This is a genomic window from Candidatus Goldiibacteriota bacterium (genome assembly GCA_016937715.1).
Classification (GTDB): domain Bacteria; phylum Oederibacteriota; class PGYV01; order PGYV01; family PGYV01; genus PGYV01.
Genome location: JAFGWA010000005.1, coordinates 49433 through 71064 on the forward strand (window position 1 = coordinate 49433; position 21632 = coordinate 71064).

Here is a 21632-nt window from a genome sequence, read left to right on the forward strand (position 1 = left end):
AAAATAAGTTCCGGTTATTTTTAGCCCCGCCAATTACCATAAAATGCTTTCCTATTATATAACAATACACTGTTAAATTAACAGATGAAAAGAACACCTTTTTCCCCGTGCGGCAGAATATAACAAAATATCTCAATATTTGGCTTTATGCAGGTTAGTTTTTATGCTAAAATAACTTAAATTTTTTACAACTTACAGGAGGAAATATAGATGAAACTTATGGATTTTAATGTGTTACCAAATCTGCCGGAGAAGCTTAAACCGCTTCTGGACCTTGCTTACAACGTATGGTGGGCGTGGGATTCAGAAGCGTTTGCCCTTTTCAGGGACATTGACCCGGACTTATGGTCACAGACATCACACAACCCGGTTAAGCTGCTTTACAGGGTGCAGCAGGAAAAACTTGAGACAATTGCAAATGATGAAGGTTTTATCTTCCGCATCGAAAACGTCCTTAAAAAACGCAATCAGTACATGTCCAGGCCCTGCTGGTACGACAAAATAAAGAACAATCTGCCAAAAGATTATCAGATAGCGTATTTCAGCGCTGAATTCGGGCTTGCGGAATGCCTGCCTATTTATTCCGGCGGCCTTGGCGTCCTTGCGGGCGACCATTTAAAATCCGCTTCTGACCTTGGACTTCCTTTTATTGCGGTTGGCCTTCTGTATTCACAGGGCTATTTTCACCAGTACCTGACAACCGACGGCTGGCAGCATGAAAAATACGTAACGCACGATTACAATACGGCTCCCGTGAAACAGCTTAACAAAGCAGACGGCAGCAGCATTATAATTGAACTGAAGATGCCCCACGGCATTGTAAAGTTCGCGCTGTGGAAGGTTCAGGTGGGACGCATAAGCCTTTACCTTTTAGACACAAATATTCCGGAGAACAGCCACGCTGACCGTGATATCACTTCCAAACTTTACGGCGGCGACCTTGAAATGAGAATAAAACAGGAATACCTGCTTGGCATCGGCGGTATGATTGCGCTGGACGCCCTTGGAATTAAGCCCACTGTAACGCACATGAACGAAGGCCATTCTTCATTTTTAGCGCTGGAGCGCATAAAGATGCTAATGGAAAAAGAAAAACTTTCATTCAACGAAGCAAAAGAAATTGTCGCGGCCAGCAGCGTGTTTACCACACATACCCCTGTCCCCGCCGGAAACGACAGATTTCCGCAGGAAATGATGGAAAGATATTTAAAAACCTATGTGGAACACTCCCTTAAAATATCATTTGAAGAGTTTATGAAACTGGGGCGCGTGTATCCGGAAGACAAAAGCGAATGGTTCTGCATGACCGTGCTTGCCCTTAAGCTTTCGCACTTTAATAACGGCGTGTCAAAACTGCACGGCCGCGTATCGCGCGATATGTGGAAAGACATCTGGACAGGAGTGCCTGTGGAGGAAGTCCCCATAGGATACATCACCAACGGTATTCACATGAACAGCTGGATATCAAAAGAAATGTCAGACCTTTTCTTCCGTTATCTTGGCACACGCTGGGTGGACGCGCCTGACGAACACGAAATATGGAAAAAAGTGGACGAGATTCCGGACACGGAACTGTGGAGCACGCATGAACGCAGAAAAGAAAGGCTTGTGGAATTTGTCCGCAGAAAACTTAAATCACAGTTAAAAGCGCGCGGCTCTTCAAAAGAAGAAATAGACGGCGCCGGCGAAGTGCTTTCTTCAGACGTTTTAACGATAGGATTCGCCAGAAGGTTTGCCACTTACAAAAGGGCTACCTTAATGATGCGCGACATTGAAAGGCTTAAAGCTATACTTACCAACAAACACATGCCTGTACAGATAATATTTGCAGGCAAAGCTCATCCCAAAGACGATGCCGGCAAAGAGTTCATAAAACAGATAATTCACATTACCGAAAAAGAAGGGTTAAGAAACCACATAGTCTTTGTTGAAGACTATGACCTTAACACCGCCCATTATCTTGTTCAGGGAGTGGACGTGTGGATGAACAACCCCAGAAGGCCGCTGGAAGCAAGCGGTACATCGGGCATGAAGGTTATTTTCAACGGCGGATTAAACTTTTCAGTGCTTGACGGCTGGTGGGACGAGAAAGCGGATGCGGACAACGGCTGGTGCATAGGCCGCGGCGAAGAATATGAAGATATAGCTTATCAGGACGCTGTGGAAGCTAATTCCATTTATGACACGCTTGAAAACGACCTTGTCCCTCTTTATTACAAACACGGTAAAGACGGATTGCCGCATGACTGGATAAAAAAGATGAAAACATCCATTGCCACCCTTGGCCCCGTATTTAACACAAACAGGCAGGTAATGGAATATACTGAGATGTTCTATAAACCCGCCGGGCTTAACTACGCCAAACTTGCCGGCAGCGGGCTTGACAAACCAAAGAACATAAGCAAGTGGAAAGAAAAAATAGCTTCTAAATGGGACGCGGTAAAAATAACTTCCGTAAGTTCCGGTGATTCTTCCGCGATTAAAGTAGGCGGTTCGCTTAAAATAAACGCGGAACTTGAAAGCGGCGGATTAAACGCGGAAGACCTGCTGGTGGAAATTTATGCCGGCTATGACAGAGGCGGAGAAATACTGGAAGAAATAAAAACATTTGAAATGAAAGCCGTTTCAAATGAACACGGAAAAATAAAATACGAAAGCACCGTTACACCTTCCACTTCCGGTGCTGTAAATTATTCCGTAAGGGTAATGCCGGCGCATCCGGATGTAGCTTTTAAATTCCTTCCCGGTTACATTAAGTGGTACGAATAAAATAACATCTTACGGCAGGCGCCGTGCTTTTGCACGGCGCCTGTATATTAAGGAGGGTTTATAATGTCAATGAGATCCCCTAAAGAAATGAAAATGCAGGAAACAATTATTAAAACTTTAAAAACTATATATTTAAACCAGAAAGGCGCCGACGCCGTACTTACCAACATTGACAAAGCAGAAGCGGTGGTACAGGGATTATATCCGGACCTTATCGCTAAGGGAAACCAGACTTACACTTTTAAAGTGGAAACCGAAAGCACTGTTACAGACGGGTCCGCGATAGAGTGGAAAAGTTTTTCGGAGAAAATCGGCACATTTTACCTGCTTGTTCCCGAGCCGTTAAAACCCGAAGCACTTTCAATTATAAAAAAGCTTGCCATACCGCATATTGTGATTGCCACATATAAAATCGCGGATAACAAACTTAAATTTAACAACCTGCCATAGTAAAAAACTATCAAGTCACTTTTGTGCTGATTATTTGTTCTGACCGCATTTTTTAAAGCAGGCGTTATAAAGATGGAGTGACGGATGCACAGAGGGACAGATGGACGGAAGTAAAGCAAAGCAGATGCTTGGACGCTTGGATGGTTAGAGGGTTGGCATACAAAGCCGGGGGACAAAAGTAAATACAAATAACAATTCAACTGCCGCGCCCTAAAGGGACGCGCCTACCAAGGCATAAAAACAAAACATCAAAACAAAACCCGTATGTGTTGTTGCGGGTTTCAAAACAGGGGTTGGGTGTGTTTTTTCAGTGCGTGCCGCGTAAGTATACTGTATATGCAGCAGGGACGGTTTAATGCCGCGCCGGCAAATCCGGATGTACCGCAAGGCCACGGTTGCCAATGACGTTAACACACCGGCGGATTCAGATTTATTTGAATACAAGAACACCAATTTGCGGCGCGTGCTGAAAAAATATACCCAATCCCTGTAAAACCGGATGCTTGGATGCTTAGAGGCTTGGACGTTTGGTAAAAGCAATTATAAAAGGCAAATACAACTGCCGCGGGCTGAAGACCCGCGTCTACCAAATCTAAACCAAGCCGCTGAACTGCTTCTTTTTATTTTGTTATTATGGCTTTACAGTAGGCATCAAGCGCGGACAGCGCTTCTTCTATCCCTTTTATTTTTACATTCAACACGCCCTCTTTAAGCGATACTCCCTTAACCCCGGCTTTTGAAAGTTCCCTTGGTCCTATAGAAGGCTTATCATACCATACAATAAACATTTCATTTTCATTTACGGATATTTCATCCGCCGCAAGCAGCCTGCCGGCAATTTTTAATTTTAAAACATAAAATATATTCTGCGCTTCCTGCGGCATTTTTCCCCAGACATCTTCAACCTGTTTTTTTACGGTTTCCGCTTCATCCGTGCTCTGCGCCGCGAAAATTCTGCGGTATATCCTTACCTTTTCGCCGGTATCCCATACGTATTCATCCGGTATGTGCGCTTCAAAATCTGTTTTTATTTTTGTATCCTTTTCCGGCACATGCACTTCGCCTTCAAGTTCAGCCACCGCCTCTTCCAGCATCCTGCAATACATTTCAAAACCTATCTTTTCCATGTAACCGTGCTGTCTTGTGCCAAGTATATTTCCGGCGCCGCGCAGTTCAAGGTCGCGCATAGCAATGGAAAAACCCGCGCCCGGATCCACATAACTTTCAAGCGTTTTTAACCGCTCCCTTGCGGTTTCTGTCATGCCCCTTACATCCGCCACCATCATATACGCGTACGCCTGCCTGTCGCGGCGGCCCACCCTGCCCCTTAACTGATAAAGCTGGGACAGCCCAAACCTGTCCGCGCTGCTTACTATTATTGTATTCACATCCGGCATATCAAGCCCGGACTCCACTATTGTTGTGGTAATCAATACGTCAAATTTTTTATTTAAAAAATCTTCCATCAGGTGTTCCAGCTCGCCTTTATCCATCTGCCCGTGCGCGGTTTTAAAACGTATTTCCGGCAATAATTTCTGAAGGTTCTCTTTTGTTTTTTCCAGTGTCCTTATGCTGTTGTGCACGTAAAACACCTGGCCTTTTCTTAAGACTTCCCTTAAAATTATTTCACGCAGCACCTGCATGCGTTCCTGTATAATTACAGTCTCTATGGCTTTTTTTCCGGGCGGCGGCGTCTGTATTATGCTTATATCCCTTATGCCGGAGAGGGAAAAATACAGCGTCCTTGGAATAGGCGTGGCGGTCAGCGTTAATAAATCAGCTGACGGATATTTTTGCCTTAAGTTTTCTTTATTCTTAACCCCAAAATGCTGCTCTTCATCTATTATCACAAGGCCGGGGTTTTTAAATTCCACAGAAGCGGATAACACCGCGTGAGTGCCTATAAGAATATCAACTTTACCCTCTTTTAACCGCTGTAGGATTATTTTTTTATCGGAAGCTTTTACCAGCCTTGAAAGCATATCCACTTTCACGGGATAATCCGCCATTCTTTCCCTGAAAGAATTCAGGTGCTGCGCGGCCAAAAGCGTGGTGGCGGTAAGCACAAGCACCTGTTTGCCGTCGTTTACCGCTTTAAAAGCGGCGCGCATCGCCACCTCTGTTTTGCCAAAACCCGCGTCCCCGCATACAAGCCTGTCCATCTGTTTTTCTTTTTCCATGTCCGCCATCACGTCATTTATGGCTTTTGCCTGGTCCGGTGTTTCCTCAAAGATAAACGCATTTTCAAAAGCTTTTACCGTGGAGTCAGATAAGCTGTACTTTATACCCGAAGAAGTTTTTCTGGACGCGTAAATCCTTAAAAGCTCCGCGGCCATTTCTTTCATCTCCCGCTCTATTGCCTCTTTTGACCGCCTGAAAACCTGTGTCCCAAGTTTGGACAAAACCGGTATTTTATCCGACCCCGTATATTTATCTATAAGGTCTATCTTGTAAATGGGAATATACAATTTATCATCGCCGAAATACTTTATATAAAGAAAGTCCCCGATTATTCCGTCAAAGTTCATATTGCGCACGCCTTCAAACACGCCTATGCCGTGCTCCCTGTGCACCACATAATCGCCTTTTTCCAGGTCAGTGTAATGCTTTAACGCTTTTAAGTTTTTGTCTTTTACCCCGCTTAAAACCTTGCCTTTATACCTGTCAAAAATTTCCCTGTTGGAAATAACGCACAGCTTAGCTTCCGCAAAGACAAAACCCCTGTATATGTCGCCGTTTATAAATTCAACATGCGGCACCGGGCGCTCTTTTTCACGCGCTTTTTTTATTATTATCTCTTTCAAATGCTCCGTTTCCCCCTGATTGTCAGAGGCAATATATATGGAATTTTTCTTTGTTTCCTGCGCAATCAGATAATCAAAAAGCCGGTCCATATCACGTTCAAATACGGGATTATTTGCCGCTTTTAAAGTTTGTGCTTTATTAACAGCCGATGTTTCATATACTTTAAGTTTTGGATACTTTTTTATTTTTTTTAAGATTGTCCTTATGGTAAAAATATTTTTTTCCGCGTCTTTCGGGTCAATGTATCTTTCTATCTTTCTTATTTTTTCAAGAATCTCCCCTTTTAACCCTTCCAGCCCGTCGGTAATTACCACGGTATCGCTGCCGTTTAAATATTCAAGTATGGATGTATGCCCCCTTCTTGCCGCCCCTCCCGGGTTAAAAACAAACAGCTCCGCTTCATTTACCGAATGCGTGGTGTCAAAAGTATCCGGCGAGAAATAGCGCACAGATTCCACCGTATCGCCGAAGAATTCTATCCTTACCGGATATTCGCCGCCCGGCGCGAACACGTCAAGTATGCTGCCCCTTACGCTGTATTCAAAACACTCGGATGCTTTTACGCATCTCTCGTACCCGTTGCTGTTAAGCGATTTTATTATTTCTTCCATTCCCGCGCCGGCGCCGGCTTTAATGTTAAACATATACCGGGATATCTCTTCCGGCGGCGCTATTTTTTCAGAAACGGCATTTATATCAGTAATTATTATTTTCCTTCCCTGCGACAGCATCAGTTTTATTGCCGCCGCCCTTTCCCTGGAAACTTCACGGGACGCTTTTAACTGTGTATAAAGCAGGCTGTCATCTTCCGGGTACGCCGCAATCCGCGCGGTATGGTTAAAAATATTTTTTAAACTTAGCATTTCGCCGAAGAGAGGGTATATATTTTCAGATGATGTAATCACCACAAGATTTTTATTTACAGCGGATGCCAGATATGAATACAGCACAGCCTTAAAAGACGGGTTCACTGAATCTGCCAGACAGTCTTTGCCGGCAGAAAGTTTTAACGCGGTGTTTTTTAGCCCTGCTGACCTTTCAAGGGCGGATAACATTGGATATCAGCTGCTGCAGCGGAAGGTCCAGCTTAAAATAAATTACAGCCCACATAAAAACATTAGCCTGAATTCCGGCTATTACGTCATCTATCATTATGCCGGTACCGCCGGGGAGAGATTCTGACTGCCTTGCAGGAAAAAGTTTTATTATGTCAAAAAAACGCGAAGCGAAAAAACCTATTATCATCCTTGAATCCGTATAAGGTATAAACATCATAGTCACCATATAGCCCGCCACTTCATCTATTACCACCCGTGACGGGTCTTTCTTTCCGTGTATCACAATCGCGTAATTGGAAGCCCATATACCGGCAAGCACCAGTATTACAGTAATTATTACGTATGGCGCGGGGTGCATATCACGCAGAAAAAACCAGTACACGGGAAGAAACGCGAAAGTGGCCACAGTGCCGGACGCCTTGGGCGCGTAGCCGGTATAAAAAAACGAGGTAAAAATTATTATAAGTTGCCTCATTACAGCTCACTTTCAAAAATTGATTTATTCTTGAAAAAATATTCCATACCGGAAATAAGGGAAAAAGAAGCCGCTATGAAGAAAAGGATGTACGGAATAACCTTAAGCATCCAGGTATCCTGGCTGACATCCATAAGTTCCCCAGCGTTTATACCGTAAAATACAAGGGTCTTGTGTATGGATATTAAAAGAAGCGTGGCGGAAATAGCCGTCATTTCCGTGGCGGTCTTTAACTTGCCCCATTTGCTTGCCGCTATTATTTTTCCCTGCTGAGCCGCCATGGTCCTGATTCCGGATACAAAAAATTCCCTGCTGATAATTATTATCACCATCCACACCGGCGCCACCTGAAGGTGCACAAAACATAACAGGGCGGCAAGTACAAGTATCTTATCCGCCAGCGGGTCCATTACCTGCCCAAAAACACTTATTATGTTATATTTTCTTGCTAAATAGCCGTCAAAAAAATCACTTATGGCCGCGATTAAAAAAATACCCAGCGCCACATAATTCCACATAAGCCTTTCAGCCAGTATCGTCGGAATAAACGCAAACGTGATTATTATCCTGAACATTGTAATTCTGTTTGGAAGTTTCTTAAGATTCTCGCTTATCTGCATATTTCCCCTTTCAGGTCATAACCCTGTACGCCGGTTATTTTCACGTTACAGAAACTGCCGGATGATAACTTTTTAGAAGGCTTTATAAGCACATAACTGTCAATGTCCGGCGCGTTGCCCTGTGTGCGTGCGGCGTAAGTGTTATTATTTTTCATTCCCGCAATTAAAACTTTTACTTTTTTCCCGCGCAACGTTACTTTATTATATGCGTATTTTTCGGCTGAATCAACCATTAATATGTCACGCCTTCTCTCACACTCTTTTTTTGCGATTTTTCCTTTTAAAGTATAAGCATACGTGCCCGGTTCGTCAGAATACGCAAAAAAACCGGCCCTGTCTATCAAACCCTGATTTATAAACTCCCTAAGTTCGTTAAAGCGCGCCTTTGTCTCGCCGGGATATCCGGTGATAAAAGCGCTTCTTATTATTATGCCGGGCACCTGTTCTTTTAAATATGAAATAATGTCAATTATATCTTTTTTTCTGTAACCGCGCCTCATGCTTTTTAAGATATCATCATTAACGTGCTGGAAAGGCATATCAATATAACGGCAAAGCCTTTCATCTTTTTTCATTACTTTTACAACCCTTTTTATAATTTCAAGATCCGGATAAAGGTATAAAAGACGCAGCCAGAAATATTTTTTTGTTTTTTTAAGTATTGCTTCAAGCAGTTTATCCAGTTTCTTTTCGCCGTAAATATCCGCGCCGTAATATACAAGATCCTGCGAAATAAGGTTTATCTCTTTTATCCCCGACTGCGTCATACCGCGCGTTTCTTTTACAATATCTTCAATTGTCCTGCTTCTATACTTGCCTTTTATGAACGGGATGGTGCAGAAACCGCATTTATGGTTGCACCCTTCGGAAATTTTAACATACGCGGAATAAGAGTTTAAAAGAGCGGTGTGGTTTTTGCCTTTATAGATAAACGGCTTTTCATTTACAAATTCACCGCCTTTTTCCACCGCGATTTTTATACTTTCTATATTATTGACGCCCACCCATGCATGCACGCCCTTAAACTTTTCCTTTAAACCCTTTAAATCTTTGGAAACAAAACACCCCGCAACCACAACTTTTAAAGCGGGATTTTTTTTCTTTAGGGAAAGCATTTCCGTAATCGCGCCGGATGATTCTTCCCGCGCGCTTCTTAAAAACGCGCAGGTATTAATTAATATGACATCGGCATCAGACGGGTCTGTGGTTAAAAGGGCGTTATCAAGGCATGAAAGCATGCACTCTGTATCAACCGTATTTTTTGGGCACCCAAGGCTTATGACTCCAAGTTTCATATTAATACCCCTTGGGTGATAATTTATTTTTACGAACGGAAGTTCGTGAACTGCATATCAATTCCAAAATCCTTCTGCTTTAACTGCGCCATAACTTCCTGAAGGTCGTCAAGTTTCGGCCCTGACACCCTTACCACGTCTTTCTGGATGGAAGCCTGTATCTTTTTCAGCCCAAGCTCTTTTATATATTTCACTATATCTTTTGCCTTATCCTGCGGGATTCCGTCCTGTATGGCGATGTCCTGGTGCATTTTATCCATGCCGGTCTGGACAGGTTCTGAATCAGTAAGCGCCTTTACAGGAATGCCCCTTTTAATAAGCTTATTCTTAAGCACGTCATTGGCGGCGCGTACTTTATAGTCGTCAGTTGATTTTATTGTTATTTTTTTATCCTCTTTTTTCAGTTCAATTTCTGTATTGCTGTCGCGGAAATCATACCTGTTGGTTATTTCCCTTAACGCCTGGTCTATGGCGTTAACAACTTCCTGCATGTCCACCTTTGAAGAAATGTCAAATGAGTTATCGCCTGCCATTTAATAATTCCTCCTTTTACTGTTCAGCCGGAGTTTCTACAGCAGCCGGCTCCTGTTCTGTTACTTCTGTGGGCACGGCAGTAGGAACCTCAGTGGGTTTTCTTGCGCCCTGCGTAAAGCCCTGTCCCTTATCTATGTACCAGTTCTTTCCCGACTGGAAAACAAGGCCGTTTATCACTTCTCCATCTTCGCCTATGGCTCCTATTGATTCGCCGTTTACCGTAAATTCAATTCCCGCCGCATTGCCGATAAGAAAAACAATCTTTGTTATGTCTTTCCACCTTTTATCCATGCCTTTTTTCAGAAGAAAATCTTCTTCTCCGTTGTCATGCCTTACCTTTATCCAGGTATCCGCTTTCCCCTTTGCAAAAACATTAAGGGTTTCTGTCTGCCCCGGAACGGGATAAACAGATTTATTTCCTTCCGATTTTTTTCCGCCGAGCACGGCAAAAAGTATAATGGCCAGAACAAGAAGCGCCGCCGCGGAAATAACAATGATAAGGTTTCTTTTATTATTTAAAGTAAGCTCCATGCCTCCGGCTTTTAATGCCGGCGTTTCCGCCTGTTTTTCGTGGTCATGCTGCGCCTCTTTAAGCACGCTTTTTGCAAAATCATCTTTTATAATCTCTTTGCCTATCCTGTGTATCTCTTTTTCAGTCTGCTGGCCTTCCGGCGTCTGGTCAAATAAAGATATAATCTGAGCTTCTTCCAGTTTTAAAAAACGCGCGTACGTGCGCAGAAAAAGCCTCATATAAACAGGCTTTTCAAAAGCGGTGGCATCTTCCTCTTCCAGCGCCTTTAAATATACAGGATCCACTTTCAGTTCTTTATGCAGGTCCTGAAATTTCAGGTTTCTTGACTCTCTTGCTTTCTTTAAAAGTTCTCCGTATCCTTTTGACATTTATTGCTCCTCTCGTTTACTTTATTATCGGGTTTCCCTGCATAAGGTCAGACGCTTCTATTATTTCAATGCCTTCCGGCGCTTTGAAAGTAAAGGCACTGTCCTTAAACTCGGGCAATAAATCCGCTTTTTCAGCGGAATATTTTTTTATGTTTGAAAAAACCGATTCCACTATCATCGCTTCATACTTCATCTTCATGGATTCAGGGAACAGCGTCTCTTTATTCACCTTTACCGTAAGCTCATCAAAAGCCATTTCCTGTTTTTTTATGGGAATCATTTTTATCAGATAGAAATTTTCCGAAACAGTAAGGGTGGACCTGCTTCTTTTGGAAAAGTACGCTATTGAAGATTCAAAATCTATGTAAAATTTTGAATTAAAACTCATCTGTTCCACATCCTGCTTTATTGCCTGGCTTAAAACAGGGGTGTATACCCAGACCGTCTTTCCGTCAGATATAAGCTGCTGCTCTGTGGGTTCGGAATAAATCACTTTGAATTTGTCCGGTTTTACTATGTAAGCAAGCCCTTTTATTCTCTGCGAAGTATCAGCGTCAGTGTATTTTGTGTTTATGTCAATATTCATAACAATTGCTTTTCTTTTAACCTGAGCCGCCTCTATCTTTTCAATGACTTCCCCAAGGGTAATTTCTTCTTTTTTTACCGGAGTACTTACCGCCTTGGTTTTAACAGCCGGAGTTGACACTTTCTTTACCGCTGTTTTAGTGGCAGTGGGCGCTGTTTTCGCTTCTTTTGTGGAAGTCGGCGACGGTTTTGCTTTTGTCGGGACTGCAGTCAAAGTAAATGTCAATGTGGCTGTCTGTGTGGGTTCTTCTTTTACTGACCGTGCCTGAACCGCGGCCTGCGCGGTAGCGTCTGCCGCAGCTGAAATATCCGCGTCTTTTACAACTGTTTTACTTTCAGTAGCACAGCTGATTAAAAACATCATATAAATCAATAATAAACCTATAACAATTTTTTTATTCATATTAAGGTCCTCCTGTACGGCAACTTACCGCCTAACCATTGTAATGATAAAATCCTTTAAAATCAAGAAAAAAGATAAGTAATTGATGGTTAGATGCTTAGAAGCTTAGATGTTTGATTGAATCTAATGCGCTAAGATAAATTGCACACCAATAAAAATCCATCAAGGGAAACAGCTATACAACCTAATCTCCAATTTTATCTTTTAAGTTTATCTCCATTTTTTTTTGTCCGGAAAATAAATGTGCTTTTCCATCATCTTCTATTTTATAAATCGCCCAATCTTCATTTAAATTCCAACTTTTACCATTAGAAATATTAAAAAACATCATAGTCTCACGACCTGGTCCATAAGACCTGCATGGTATTCCCAAATATTTTCCATTTGAAGATATTTTAAATTCATGAAAACTATAACCAGAATTCGGAAATTCAAACAATTTTGTGCCTTCCGCATTAAAAACATATAAATTGCAATAATTAGAATCTTCCCAATCACCATAGGTGCTTAAAACAACATTGCCATTTTGTAAAATCTTTATATCACTTGCATTTGCGTCTTGGCGTTTGCCTATTTCTGTTTTCCATAGTTTTTCGCCTTTCTCGTTCTCTATTTCTAATTCTAAAGTCGACGGATAATTTTCATCATCAGTATAATAGTATTTACCGTCAATAAGTTCCAGACGGTAAGTCAACTTTGCAATTTTACTTCCATCATCTGATATATTTATGCTACTGGACTCTTGAATTGTTCCAGGCAATAATTTACCATCAGAATCTTTTATTTTTCGCTTCAAAGATACCATTCTTAAATCAACTAACTTAATAATATTATCTTTTTCATCAAAAAAAGTTATCTCATTTAAATCGTACGTATATATCCTTTCACCTTTTAAATTAAATACCTGCTTTTTAGGACTAAATTCATTTCCCGTTCTAAGATTATAACTAACCACAATAAAATCGTTTACAAACTTTATCGAATCAATCACTCCATAAAATGTCCCCGTTCCAATCTGTTTTTTCCAAACCTCTTCACCTAAACTATCTAATAGTATCAACTCTAAATTGCATACGCCGTTGCCTCCGCATTGAGGTATTTTTTCATCATCAAAAAAATTTCCACTGCACTTTATCAAAGCCACTTGATTTTTATTTTCGGCAATACAAAATTTATGAAACTCTATAACCTTTCCAACAACACCATTTGAATTTATCTGTTTTATTTGCCGTTCCGTGGATAACCGCTTTATTTCTTCGCCTTTTTTATTTAAAACAGTTAGAATGTAATTCATATGATTAAATTCATAAATCGCGCTTATAACAAACGGGCCTCTTTCTTCAATTATTCTTACATTTTGATTCGCAGTTTTACTTTCTGAAATTCCCAACCCACCAACTATAAAAATTAAAAATAATAATTTAACAATTGTTACTCCTCTTTTTTTATTCATCAGTTTTCCTTTATTTTTAGCATCAATTGTATAGCTTTAATAAACTCGTCAGGATTATCAGGTGTAATAGCCCACTCATAAAAAATCATTCCATCTTTTCTTTCAATTATTGTTGTTTCACCCCAGATATTATTTCTAATGTTTAATCTACTTGCAAAGGGATCAACCATACCTTCCAGAGATGAACCCTTTCTAATACTTTTTATATTATTAATAGATATAAAAAAAACAGGAATTATCCCAAAAAGACAAATTACAATCTTTTCTTGCTTTACTTTATATTGTAAGATGAATCTAAATAACCATTGAAAAAACGCTATAAAAACAATAACAAATCCAATAAATTTCAAAAACTCAACACCAACACTCATTTTTCTTCACCTTTCCACTTTTCTTCTATATCAATTCCGAGCCGCCGAGCTGCTGAGCTGCCGAGCCGCAATGCCTTTAAAGGAACGCTTCTCTTATAAACATAAACTCTTCTTCAGTAAGCCCTTTGTCTGCGGCGGACAGGTTCATTTTTACCTGCTGTAAGTTCCTGAACCCCGGAATTACGCATGCCGCAGTTTCATGATACAGAATATACTGTAATGCCGCGCGCACAAGTGCTTCGCCGCCTGACCCAAATTTGCTTTTAAGCTTATCCACGCCGTCCATTAATTTTTCAAACGTACCCGGCTTAAACTCATCCATCGTTTCCCTGACATCATTTTTATCAAACACAGGAGGGTTTTCTCTGCTGAATTTACCTGTTAATAACCCGCGCGACAACGGATTAAACGCCACAAAAGTAATGTTCATTTCTTTCATCATTTTGCTTACAGGCCCTTCTGCCACAAAATCAGGGTGTATTATGTTGCACCAGCTTTGAATGCAGTCGGGTTTTATCCTTGGGGTAAGCCTTAAAAAATCACCGGCTGAATATCCGGACAGCCCTATAGCTTTTATCACGCCTTCGCTTCTTAATTTATGAAACTCAGCAATAGCGCCTTCCAGGTATTCGTCATTCTTGCCGAAATCGCAGTTATGAAAGTAATAAATATCCAGCCTGTCCCTTTTTAAATTCTTCAGCGACTGCTCGCACTGCCTTCTTATATTGCGCGCGTCAAACGCGTTTTCAAATTCATTTTTGTTCCAGCCTACTTTGCTCGCAATTACAACTTTTTTGTTTTTTGACCCAAGCGCGGATGCCAGCATTTTTTCCGCCTTGCCGCTGCCATATACGTCCGCGTTGTCAAAATGGTTAACCCCGTTATCAACGGCGTAATTTATGGCTTCTGCCGCATCCTTATCGGAAACACCGTGCCACCCCATGCCGCCGCTGTCAATATCCCCGCCAAGTGTCCAGCATCCAAGCGATATTTCAGATACCATGATTCCTGTTTTACCTATCTCGCGTTTGTTCATTATTATTACCTCCCGCTGTTTTCAATTAAATCAGTGTTTTTATTAAACTATTAATTATTATACCACACAGAATGCCGGGAGAGACGAGGGTCGGAGGGTCGGAAGCAAAGACAAAAATAAAGCAAACATTGAAAATTCGAAATTCGAAGATTCGATTAACACCTACAGGGGTTGGGTGTGTTTTTTCAGTGCGTGCCGCACAAGGATAATGTGTATGCGGCAGGAGCGGTTTAATGCAGCGCCGGCATACACGTATGTGCCGCGGGCTCACGATTGCCAATGACGTTAACATTCTGATGATTTCAAATTTGTTTGGATGTAAGCACACCAGTTTGCGGCACGCGCTGAAAAAATATACCCAAACCCTGTAAAACCGAGAGACGGATGCACGGAGGGTCGGAGGGACGGAAGCAAAGACAAAAACAATACAAACATCGAAAATTCGAAATTCGAAGATTCGATTAACACCTACAGGGGTTGGGTGTGTTTTTTCAGTGCGTGCCGCTTAAGAATAGTGTGTATGCGACAGGAGCGGTGTAATGCATCGCCGGCAGATTTGTATGTGCCGGGAGTTTACGATTGCCAATGACGTTAACATTTTGATGATTTCAATTTTGTTTGGATGCAAGCATACCAGTTTGCGGCACGCGCTGAAAAAATATACCCAAACCCTGTGAAACTGGATGCTTGGATGCTTAGAGGCTTGGACGTTTGGTAAAAGCAATTATAAAAGACAGATACAAAATCTGCGGGCTGAAGACCCGCGTCTACTAAGACTAAACCGAACCGCCGAGCCGCCGATTTCCCTACTTCTTGCCGTAAGTATCCGCCATATAAGAACTTCTTACAAACACCCCTGATTCCGCGTGTTTAAAACCTTTACCCATTGCCGCCAGTTTATAAAATTCAAAACGCTCCGGTTTTAAATATTCCACAACCGGCGCGTTTTCCTTTGCCGGCCGTAAATACTGCCCTATTGAAATATAATCCACATCCGCGCCGCGGATATCATCAAGCGTTTTTAATACTTCCGCCTCTGTTTCACCAAGCCCAAGCATAATTCCGGACTTTGTTTTTTTCGCGCCAAGTTTTTTTGCTGTCTTTAAAACATCAAGGCTTCTTTCATATGAAGCGCCTTTTCTTATTTGATACAGCGACGGCACCACTTCTATATTATGCGCGAAGACATCCGGCATGGCATCCACTACGGTTTTTATGTCCGCAGCATTCCCTTTAAAATCCGGAACAAGCACCTCTATTTTTATCCCTTCTATTATTGCCTTTCTGATTATATCGGCAAAAACTGACGCGCCGCCATCTTTTAAATCGTCCCTTGTGACGGAAGTTACCACAAGATATTTAAGTTTAAGCTTTTTAGCGGCTGTAATTACCCTTTCCGCTTCATTCAGGTCAAGTGTTTCCGGTTTTGCCTTTGTAACATTACAAAACATACAATTCCTTGTACAGTTGTTTCCAAGAATTAAAAAAACAGCAGTCCCCCTTGCGTAACATTCCGAAATATTAGGGCAGCGCGCGCTGTGGCATACGGTATGAAGGTTCATTCCCCTTAACGCGGTTTCCGTATTATGCATATTTTTAAAGTCTATTTTTTTCTTTGCCCATTCCGGGCGTTTTATATCTTCGGCCATTTTTAAGTTTTACCTTCCATATTCCATTTAATTGACGCGTATTTACCGGTTAAAAGTTTTATTATCTCTTTTTTTTCTTCCATTGTAAAATCCGCGGGTTCAAGCGTGCAGTTAAAGGATTCCATAAAGGCCGCCGCCATGTTTGCCGCGGCTTCTAACGGCGCAACCTGCCTTTTTAAAAGCACGTTTAAACACGTATAATTATTACCTTCTACGGGGCATTTAAAGTATTTTTCATGTTCTTCATTACCGGCAAGCGGCAGCGACCCGTGCTGAAAAATAAGACCTTTAACCCTTGCCTGCGCGTTGCCGCCGATTTTCTTTCCTTCTATTATAATGTCATATTCTTCCGTACCAGAAAAACAAAACCCAGCCCTTTGCCCGTGACTTTCTTCCGGCCGCGCGTACACGCCGTATGCCGGGTCAAGGCCGAACTTTTTATACATAAGCATGATAAAAGAATTTAATTTTTCAAAAGTTTTTTTTACCGGTTCGCCTTTACAGTCAATGTCATCTTCGCTGCACACAAGGCTGTATGTAAGTTCGCTGCCGTGAAAAATAGCGCCGCCGCCTGTCAGCCTGCGGACAATTGGGATTTTATCTTCAAGGCAGGCGTCTATATTTATGTCTTTTTCCGCGTCCTGGTATTTTCCAAGCGAGATGCCGGCAGGGTTCCACGAATACAGCCTTAACTGCGGCACACCTGTCTGCAGACAGCGGGAAATAAGAAATTCATCAATGGCCATATTCTCGTAGGGGGAATTGGCCTTAAACGGAAAAAAATCACCCTTTAAAAACATTTAAGTCTTGGTTCTCTGGCGGCCTTTGTTTCATCCGGCCTGGACACAGGCGTGGTTACCGGCGTGTTTTTTATTTTATCAGGGTCGGTTTCCGCAAGTTTCGCGATATCAATCATATCTTCTATGAAAAGGTCAATGTCCTGTTTGGATTCTGTCTCTGTGGGCTCTATCATTATTGCCTCTTCCACCACAAGCGGAAAATATATGGTCGGCGGGTGGAAACCCCTGTCAATTAAAGCTTTGGCAATATCAAGCGCGTGCACGCCGTGCATTACCTGTTTTTTCGCGCTGAAAACCGCTTCGTGCATGCACGTGCGGTCATACGGCAGGTAATAATACGGCTTTAATTTTGCCATTATGTAATTGGCGTTTAAAACCGCTTTTTCAGAAACTTCAATAAGCCCTTCTTTGCCCAGCATTGTAATGTACGTGTACGCTTTAAGCATCACGCCAAAGTTTCCGAAGAAAGAAGCGATATTCCCTATTGTATGCGGTACATTAAAATCAAGGGTGAATTTTCCCTCTTTTGTTTTTGCCACTGCAGGCACAGGCACAAAATCAGCAAGCCTTTCAGATACGCCCACCATTCCGGCGCCGGGGCCTCCGCCGCCGTGCGGCGTGGAAAAAGTTTTATGAAGATTAAGATGAACAATATCAAAGCCCATGTCTCCCGGCCTTGCTTTGCCCATAATAGCATTTAAGTTGGCTCCGTCGTAATACATAAGCGCGTCAAATTTTCTTGCCAGCGCCGACACTTCCAGCACCTCTTTTTCAAACACGCCAAGCGTGCTTGGGACAGTCATCATTATGCCGGCTGTCTGCGCGTTCATCTTTTCTTTAAGGGCGCTTAAATCAATACCACCCGCGGAATTTACCGGCACTGTCACCACTTCATATCCTGCGGCGGCGGCTGATGCCGGGTTTGTGCCGTGCGCGGATTCGGGTACTATTATGTGCGTCTTATTATTACCGTGCACTTTATGATACTGCGCCATTAAAAGAATGCCCGTCATTTCGCCGTGCGCGCCCGCGTAAGGCTGGGTGGTCATTTTTTTCATGCCTGTTATTTCGCACATCATTTCCGAGGTTTTATATATTACTTCCAGAGCGCCCTGCACAGCGTCTTCTTTTACATACGCCAGCATAGGGTGCGCGTTTATAAAGCCCGGCAGCACAGCTGTCACTTCATTTATTTTTGGATTATATTTCATAGTGCAGGAGCCAAGGGGATAAAAATGTGTATCCACGGAATAATTAAGGCGTGATAAATTTGTGTAATGCCTTACCACTTCAAGTTCGGACACTTCCGGAAGCATGTTATCGGTCTTCCTTAATAAAGAAGGGTCAAGGCGGCTGTCCATATTGGTATCCGGAGTTCCCGGATCAACGCCGATTCTGCCTTTTACGCTTTTTTCAAATATATTTTTCATTTTTTATCCTCTTTTTTGGTTTGACCTTAAACTAAACACATTCTTTAACGGCTTTTATAAAAAGGTCTATCTGTGTTACCGTCTTTTTTTCCGTGGCATTCATAATAATGGTATTTTTATCCTGCGGGTAAAAAACAGAAGCAGGCAGCCCCGCTATAAAACCTTTCGCGGACATCTCCTTAAAAAACACCTGCGCTTCTTTTTTTAACTTTACGGAGAATTCGTTAAACGTGGGTCCGGTTAAAACTTCAATCCCGGATATTTCGGATAGTTTTGTTTTTAAATACTCCGCCCTTTCAAGGTTTATAAGAGCCAGTTTTTTAAATCCCTCTTTTCCCATAAGCGACAAAAACACAACAGCCCGCAGCGCGCACAGCGCCTGATTGCTGCAGATATTGGAAGTGGCTTTTTCCCTTTTTATGTGCTGTTCCCTTGCCTGAAGCGTAAGCACATAAACCGTGCGCCCTTCTTTATCTGTGGTCTCGCCCACTATTCTGCCGGGTATTTTTCTCATGAATTTTTTGTTTACAGCCATTATGCCAAGGTAAGGCCCTCCAAATGAAAGCGGCTGCCCCAAAGACTGCCCTTCTGCTACGGCGATATCCGCGCCCATTTCCGCGGGCGTCTTTAAAATTCCAAGCGATACCGGGTAAAAAGATAATATGGATGCCGCGCCATTTTCTGCCGCCTGAGCGAACACGGAAGTATAATCATTAACAAAACCGTAAAAATTCGGGTTCTGCGCAACCACTGCCGCGGTGTCTGTATCTATCATGGCTGCAAGAGCTTTAAGGTCTGTACGGCCGTTTTCTGCCGGCGCTTCAATAAATTCCACGCCGATATTTTTTGCGTGTGTTTTTAACATTTTTATATGCAGCGGATTAACGCCGCCGTCAATTATGACTTTCTTTTTTCTGCTTCCGCGGAACGCCATATTTACAGCTTCGTATATTGCGGTGCCGCCGTCGTATAAAGAGGCGTTTGAAAGTTCCATTCCCGTAATGCCGGATATCATGGACTGGTATTCAAAAACCGCCCTTAAAGTTCCCTGCGACGCTTCCGGCTGATAAGGCGTGTAAGCGGTATAAAATTCCGCGCGCGAACTGATTGTATCAACAGCCGCGGGGATAAAGTGGTCGTAATAACCGCCGCCAAGAAAAGAAGCGGTAAACGACATATTTTTAGCGGCAAGTTCCTGCATTTCATTTAATGCTTCGTATTCAGTAATGCCTTTGGGAAGGTTAAAAGATTTCGCGCGCAATTCCGGAGTTATGTCGGAAAAAAGCGATTCTATTGACGGGGCTCCCGCCGCCTGCAGCATTTCTTTTATTTCAGATTCTGTATGCGGGGTAAATCCTGCCATTATTCAAGACCTGCAAGATACTGCCTGTATGCTTCGGCGTCTATAAGGTTTTTTGTCTCTGAAGCGTCTGTTATTTCAAGCTCCGCGATCCATCCTTTTTCATAAGGCGAAGAATTGATAAGTCCGGGGCTGTCTTCCAGGTCAGGATTAGTGTTAATTACCTTGCCGGATATGGGTGAATAGATATCAGACGCGGCTTTAACGGATTCAATTCCGGTTATCACGCCAAACTGTTTCACGTTTAATCCTTTTTCCGGAGGTTCGCAGAAAGTAATGTCCCCAAGTTTGTGCTGCGCGTAATCCGTAATTCCTATTTTTGCTTTCTTTCCGTCAATTTTTACCCACTCGTGTTCTTTTGTGTAAAAATAACCTTCAGCTACGTTCATCTTACCCTCCTGATAATTATTGAATTATTTAAGTGTCATCCTTATTGACGCGCTTTTAAGAAAAGGCATTTGTGTAACTGTTGCCGCTGCCGTTCCCCTGCCAAGGTCTATTTCAAAAGCGGTACCGATTTCAGCGAACTGCGGTTTAACATATCCCATGCCTATGCCGCAGTTTAAATGCGGCGAAAATACACCGCTTGATACCGTGCCGATTGCTGCGCCGTCTTTTAATATTGGGGAACTGTGCCTTGGCGTACGCCTTCCGTCTATTTTAAAACCGCACAGCTTTTTTTCAACGCCGGTTTCAATCTGCTTTAAAAGCGCGGCTTTGCCCGTGAACTCTTTTTCAAAATCAATGAATTTTTCCATACCCGCTTCAACAGGGGTAATATCTTCGGTCAGTTCGTCGCCGTACAGCGGAAGCCCGGCTTCAGACCTTAATATGTCGCGGCTTCCAAGCCCTGCAGGCACCGCGCCGTTTTTTACGGCTTCGTTCCAGAAAGCTGCCGCGTTTGCGTTATCCAGATACACTTCAAAACCCAGTTCGCCGGTATACCCTGTCCTGCTTATTATTCTGTCTTCTCCCAATAACGGAAATTTTTTAAAGGTAAAATATTTCAATTCCGCAAGGCCTGTGCCTGCAATTTTTTTCATTACGTCGTATGATGCAGGCCCCTGTACGTCAAACTTTGCGGAATCATCGGAGATGTTCTGTATTTTGGCGGATGGTGCAAGCCTTGACTTTATGGTTTCATAGTCGCGTATCTCATTGGAAGCGTTTACAACTATCATCCATTCGTTATTTTTTATTCTGTAAACAATTAAGTCATCTATGGCTGTGCCGTTTTCATTTAGAAGAAAACCGTACTTGCAGCTGCCCTCTTTCATCTTTGTGACAGGTACGGTAATTGCCCTGTCAAGCGAGCAGTTTGACGGGTCTTCATTTACAATTATTTCACCCATATGGCTTATATCAAATATGGCACAACCGGCGCGGGTGATTTTTGTTTCTTCGATAATAGAGCCGTAATGAATGGGCATGCTGTACCCGGCAAAGGGCGCCATAAGCGCGTTTAAACGTACGTGTTCATCAAATAATGGTGTTTTTTTATCGTTAGCCATGTGACATTGTCCGCCTTTAAAATTAAGATACGCTATTTTATAACAGGGCGGGATAAGCGTCAAGAAATAAAAAAAGCCGGTAATGTTTAAGACATTACCGGCTTTTTTTAAAGGTGTCGCCGTTCTTT

18 protein-coding genes are annotated in these 21632 nt (G+C 42.5%); 2 read left to right on the forward strand and 16 right to left on the reverse strand.

Going from position 1 to position 21632, the window contains the following annotated elements; genetic code table 11:
• Positions 1 to 210 precede the first annotated feature (210 nt).
• Both glgP and JXR81_00865 read left to right on the forward strand, forming a co-directional pair.
• Positions 211 to 2769: an alpha-glucan family phosphorylase gene (glgP, locus tag JXR81_00860; protein MBN2753392.1), complete on the forward strand. Its 2559-nt coding sequence runs from the start codon at positions 211 to 213 to the stop codon at positions 2767 to 2769.
• Positions 2770 to 2838: 69 nt separating this feature from the next.
• On the forward strand, positions 2839 to 3219 hold the full coding sequence (locus JXR81_00865; GenBank protein ID MBN2753393.1) for a hypothetical protein: 381 nt from the start codon (positions 2839 to 2841) through the stop codon (positions 3217 to 3219).
• A gap of 620 nt (positions 3220 to 3839) precedes the next feature.
• On the opposite strand, the gene mfd is transcribed toward JXR81_00865, so the two are convergent.
• The 16 genes from mfd to gcvT form a co-directional block, all read right to left on the reverse strand.
• Entirely contained in the window at positions 3840 to 7079 is a 3240-nt protein-coding gene (mfd, locus tag JXR81_00870; protein ID MBN2753394.1) for a transcription-repair coupling factor, read from the reverse strand.
• Positions 7063 to 7557 carry a phosphatidylglycerophosphatase A gene (locus JXR81_00875; GenBank protein MBN2753395.1) on the reverse strand — a complete coding sequence of 165 codons (495 nt, stop codon included), beginning with the start codon at positions 7555 to 7557 and terminating at the stop codon, positions 7063 to 7065. Before JXR81_00875 ends, mfd begins: the two co-directional genes overlap by 17 nt.
• On the reverse strand, positions 7557 to 8177 hold the full coding sequence (gene pgsA, locus JXR81_00880; protein ID MBN2753396.1) for a CDP-diacylglycerol--glycerol-3-phosphate 3-phosphatidyltransferase: 621 nt from the start codon (positions 8175 to 8177) through the stop codon (positions 7557 to 7559). Before pgsA ends, JXR81_00875 begins: the two co-directional genes overlap by 1 nt.
• Complete coding sequence (gene rimO / locus JXR81_00885; GenBank protein ID MBN2753397.1) at positions 8168 to 9472, reverse strand: 30S ribosomal protein S12 methylthiotransferase RimO; 1305 nt, start codon at positions 9470 to 9472, stop codon at positions 8168 to 8170. Before rimO ends, pgsA begins: the two co-directional genes overlap by 10 nt.
• Positions 9473 to 9501: 29 nt before the next feature.
• Positions 9502 to 10005, reverse strand: a complete 504-nt coding sequence (locus tag JXR81_00890) for a YajQ family cyclic di-GMP-binding protein (protein MBN2753398.1) — start codon at positions 10003 to 10005, stop codon at positions 9502 to 9504.
• Positions 10006 to 10021: 16 nt separating this feature from the next.
• A complete protein-coding gene (locus JXR81_00895; protein ID MBN2753399.1) occupies positions 10022 to 10906 on the reverse strand; it encodes a DUF4115 domain-containing protein in 885 nt (294 codons plus the stop codon).
• A 16-nt stretch (positions 10907 to 10922) separates the two neighbouring features.
• Positions 10923 to 11894, reverse strand: coding sequence for an outer membrane lipoprotein carrier protein LolA (locus JXR81_00900; protein ID MBN2753400.1), 972 nt, complete (start codon positions 11892 to 11894; stop codon positions 10923 to 10925).
• 184 nt (positions 11895 to 12078) lie between these two features.
• Positions 12079 to 13347: a hypothetical protein gene (locus tag JXR81_00905; GenBank protein ID MBN2753401.1), complete on the reverse strand. Its 1269-nt coding sequence runs from the start codon at positions 13345 to 13347 to the stop codon at positions 12079 to 12081.
• Entirely contained in the window at positions 13347 to 13718 is a 372-nt protein-coding gene (locus tag JXR81_00910; protein MBN2753402.1) for a hypothetical protein, read from the reverse strand. Before JXR81_00910 ends, JXR81_00905 begins: the two co-directional genes overlap by 1 nt.
• 76 nt (positions 13719 to 13794) lie before the next feature.
• Entirely contained in the window at positions 13795 to 14754 is a 960-nt protein-coding gene (locus JXR81_00915; protein ID MBN2753403.1) for an aldo/keto reductase, read from the reverse strand.
• A gap of 806 nt (positions 14755 to 15560) precedes the next feature.
• The gene (lipA, locus tag JXR81_00920) at positions 15561 to 16403 is read right to left on the reverse strand and encodes a lipoyl synthase (GenBank protein MBN2753404.1); all 843 of its coding nucleotides are present in this window, start codon (positions 16401 to 16403) and stop codon (positions 15561 to 15563) included.
• Positions 16404 to 16405: 2 nt separating this feature from the next.
• Positions 16406 to 17203: a lipoate--protein ligase family protein gene (locus JXR81_00925; protein ID MBN2753405.1), complete on the reverse strand. Its 798-nt coding sequence runs from the start codon at positions 17201 to 17203 to the stop codon at positions 16406 to 16408.
• Positions 17194 to 18633: an aminomethyl-transferring glycine dehydrogenase subunit GcvPB gene (gene gcvPB, locus JXR81_00930; GenBank protein ID MBN2753406.1), complete on the reverse strand. Its 1440-nt coding sequence runs from the start codon at positions 18631 to 18633 to the stop codon at positions 17194 to 17196. Before gcvPB ends, JXR81_00925 begins: the two co-directional genes overlap by 10 nt.
• A gap of 31 nt (positions 18634 to 18664) precedes the next feature.
• Positions 18665 to 19996, reverse strand: coding sequence for an aminomethyl-transferring glycine dehydrogenase subunit GcvPA (gene gcvPA / locus JXR81_00935; protein ID MBN2753407.1), 1332 nt, complete (start codon positions 19994 to 19996; stop codon positions 18665 to 18667).
• The gene (gene gcvH / locus JXR81_00940) at positions 19996 to 20382 is read right to left on the reverse strand and encodes a glycine cleavage system protein GcvH (protein ID MBN2753408.1); all 387 of its coding nucleotides are present in this window, start codon (positions 20380 to 20382) and stop codon (positions 19996 to 19998) included. Before gcvH ends, gcvPA begins: the two co-directional genes overlap by 1 nt.
• A gap of 24 nt (positions 20383 to 20406) precedes the next feature.
• The gene (gene gcvT / locus JXR81_00945; protein ID MBN2753409.1) at positions 20407 to 21504 is read right to left on the reverse strand and encodes a glycine cleavage system aminomethyltransferase GcvT; all 1098 of its coding nucleotides are present in this window, start codon (positions 21502 to 21504) and stop codon (positions 20407 to 20409) included.
• Positions 21505 to 21632 lie beyond the last annotated feature (128 nt).

Excerpts from the sequence above, each read along its gene's own strand:
- glgP (MBN2753392.1), top strand. The coding sequence starts at position 211 with ATGAAACTTATGGATTTTAATGTGTTACCAAATCTGCCGGAGAAGCTT.
- JXR81_00865 (MBN2753393.1), top strand. The coding sequence starts at position 2,839 with ATGAGATCCCCTAAAGAAATGAAAATGCAGGAAACAATTATTAAAACT.
- mfd (MBN2753394.1), bottom strand. The coding sequence starts at position 7,079 with ATGTTATCCGCCCTTGAAAGGTCAGCAGGGCTAAAAAACACCGCGTTA.
- JXR81_00875 (MBN2753395.1), bottom strand. The coding sequence starts at position 7,557 with ATGAGGCAACTTATAATAATTTTTACCTCGTTTTTTTATACCGGCTAC.
- pgsA (MBN2753396.1), bottom strand. The coding sequence starts at position 8,177 with ATGCAGATAAGCGAGAATCTTAAGAAACTTCCAAACAGAATTACAATG.
- rimO (MBN2753397.1), bottom strand. The coding sequence starts at position 9,472 with ATGAAACTTGGAGTCATAAGCCTTGGGTGCCCAAAAAATACGGTTGAT.
- JXR81_00890 (MBN2753398.1), bottom strand. The coding sequence starts at position 10,005 with ATGGCAGGCGATAACTCATTTGACATTTCTTCAAAGGTGGACATGCAG.
- JXR81_00895 (MBN2753399.1), bottom strand. The coding sequence starts at position 10,906 with ATGTCAAAAGGATACGGAGAACTTTTAAAGAAAGCAAGAGAGTCAAGA.
- JXR81_00900 (MBN2753400.1), bottom strand. The coding sequence starts at position 11,894 with ATGAATAAAAAAATTGTTATAGGTTTATTATTGATTTATATGATGTTT.
- JXR81_00905 (MBN2753401.1), bottom strand. The coding sequence starts at position 13,347 with ATGAATAAAAAAAGAGGAGTAACAATTGTTAAATTATTATTTTTAATT.
- JXR81_00910 (MBN2753402.1), bottom strand. The coding sequence starts at position 13,718 with ATGAGTGTTGGTGTTGAGTTTTTGAAATTTATTGGATTTGTTATTGTT.
- JXR81_00915 (MBN2753403.1), bottom strand. The coding sequence starts at position 14,754 with ATGAACAAACGCGAGATAGGTAAAACAGGAATCATGGTATCTGAAATA.
- lipA (MBN2753404.1), bottom strand. The coding sequence starts at position 16,403 with ATGGCCGAAGATATAAAACGCCCGGAATGGGCAAAGAAAAAAATAGAC.
- JXR81_00925 (MBN2753405.1), bottom strand. The coding sequence starts at position 17,203 with ATGTTTTTAAAGGGTGATTTTTTTCCGTTTAAGGCCAATTCCCCCTAC.
- gcvPB (MBN2753406.1), bottom strand. The coding sequence starts at position 18,633 with ATGAAAAATATATTTGAAAAAAGCGTAAAAGGCAGAATCGGCGTTGAT.
- gcvPA (MBN2753407.1), bottom strand. The coding sequence starts at position 19,996 with ATGGCAGGATTTACCCCGCATACAGAATCTGAAATAAAAGAAATGCTG.
- gcvH (MBN2753408.1), bottom strand. The coding sequence starts at position 20,382 with ATGAACGTAGCTGAAGGTTATTTTTACACAAAAGAACACGAGTGGGTA.
- gcvT (MBN2753409.1), bottom strand. The coding sequence starts at position 21,504 with ATGGCTAACGATAAAAAAACACCATTATTTGATGAACACGTACGTTTA.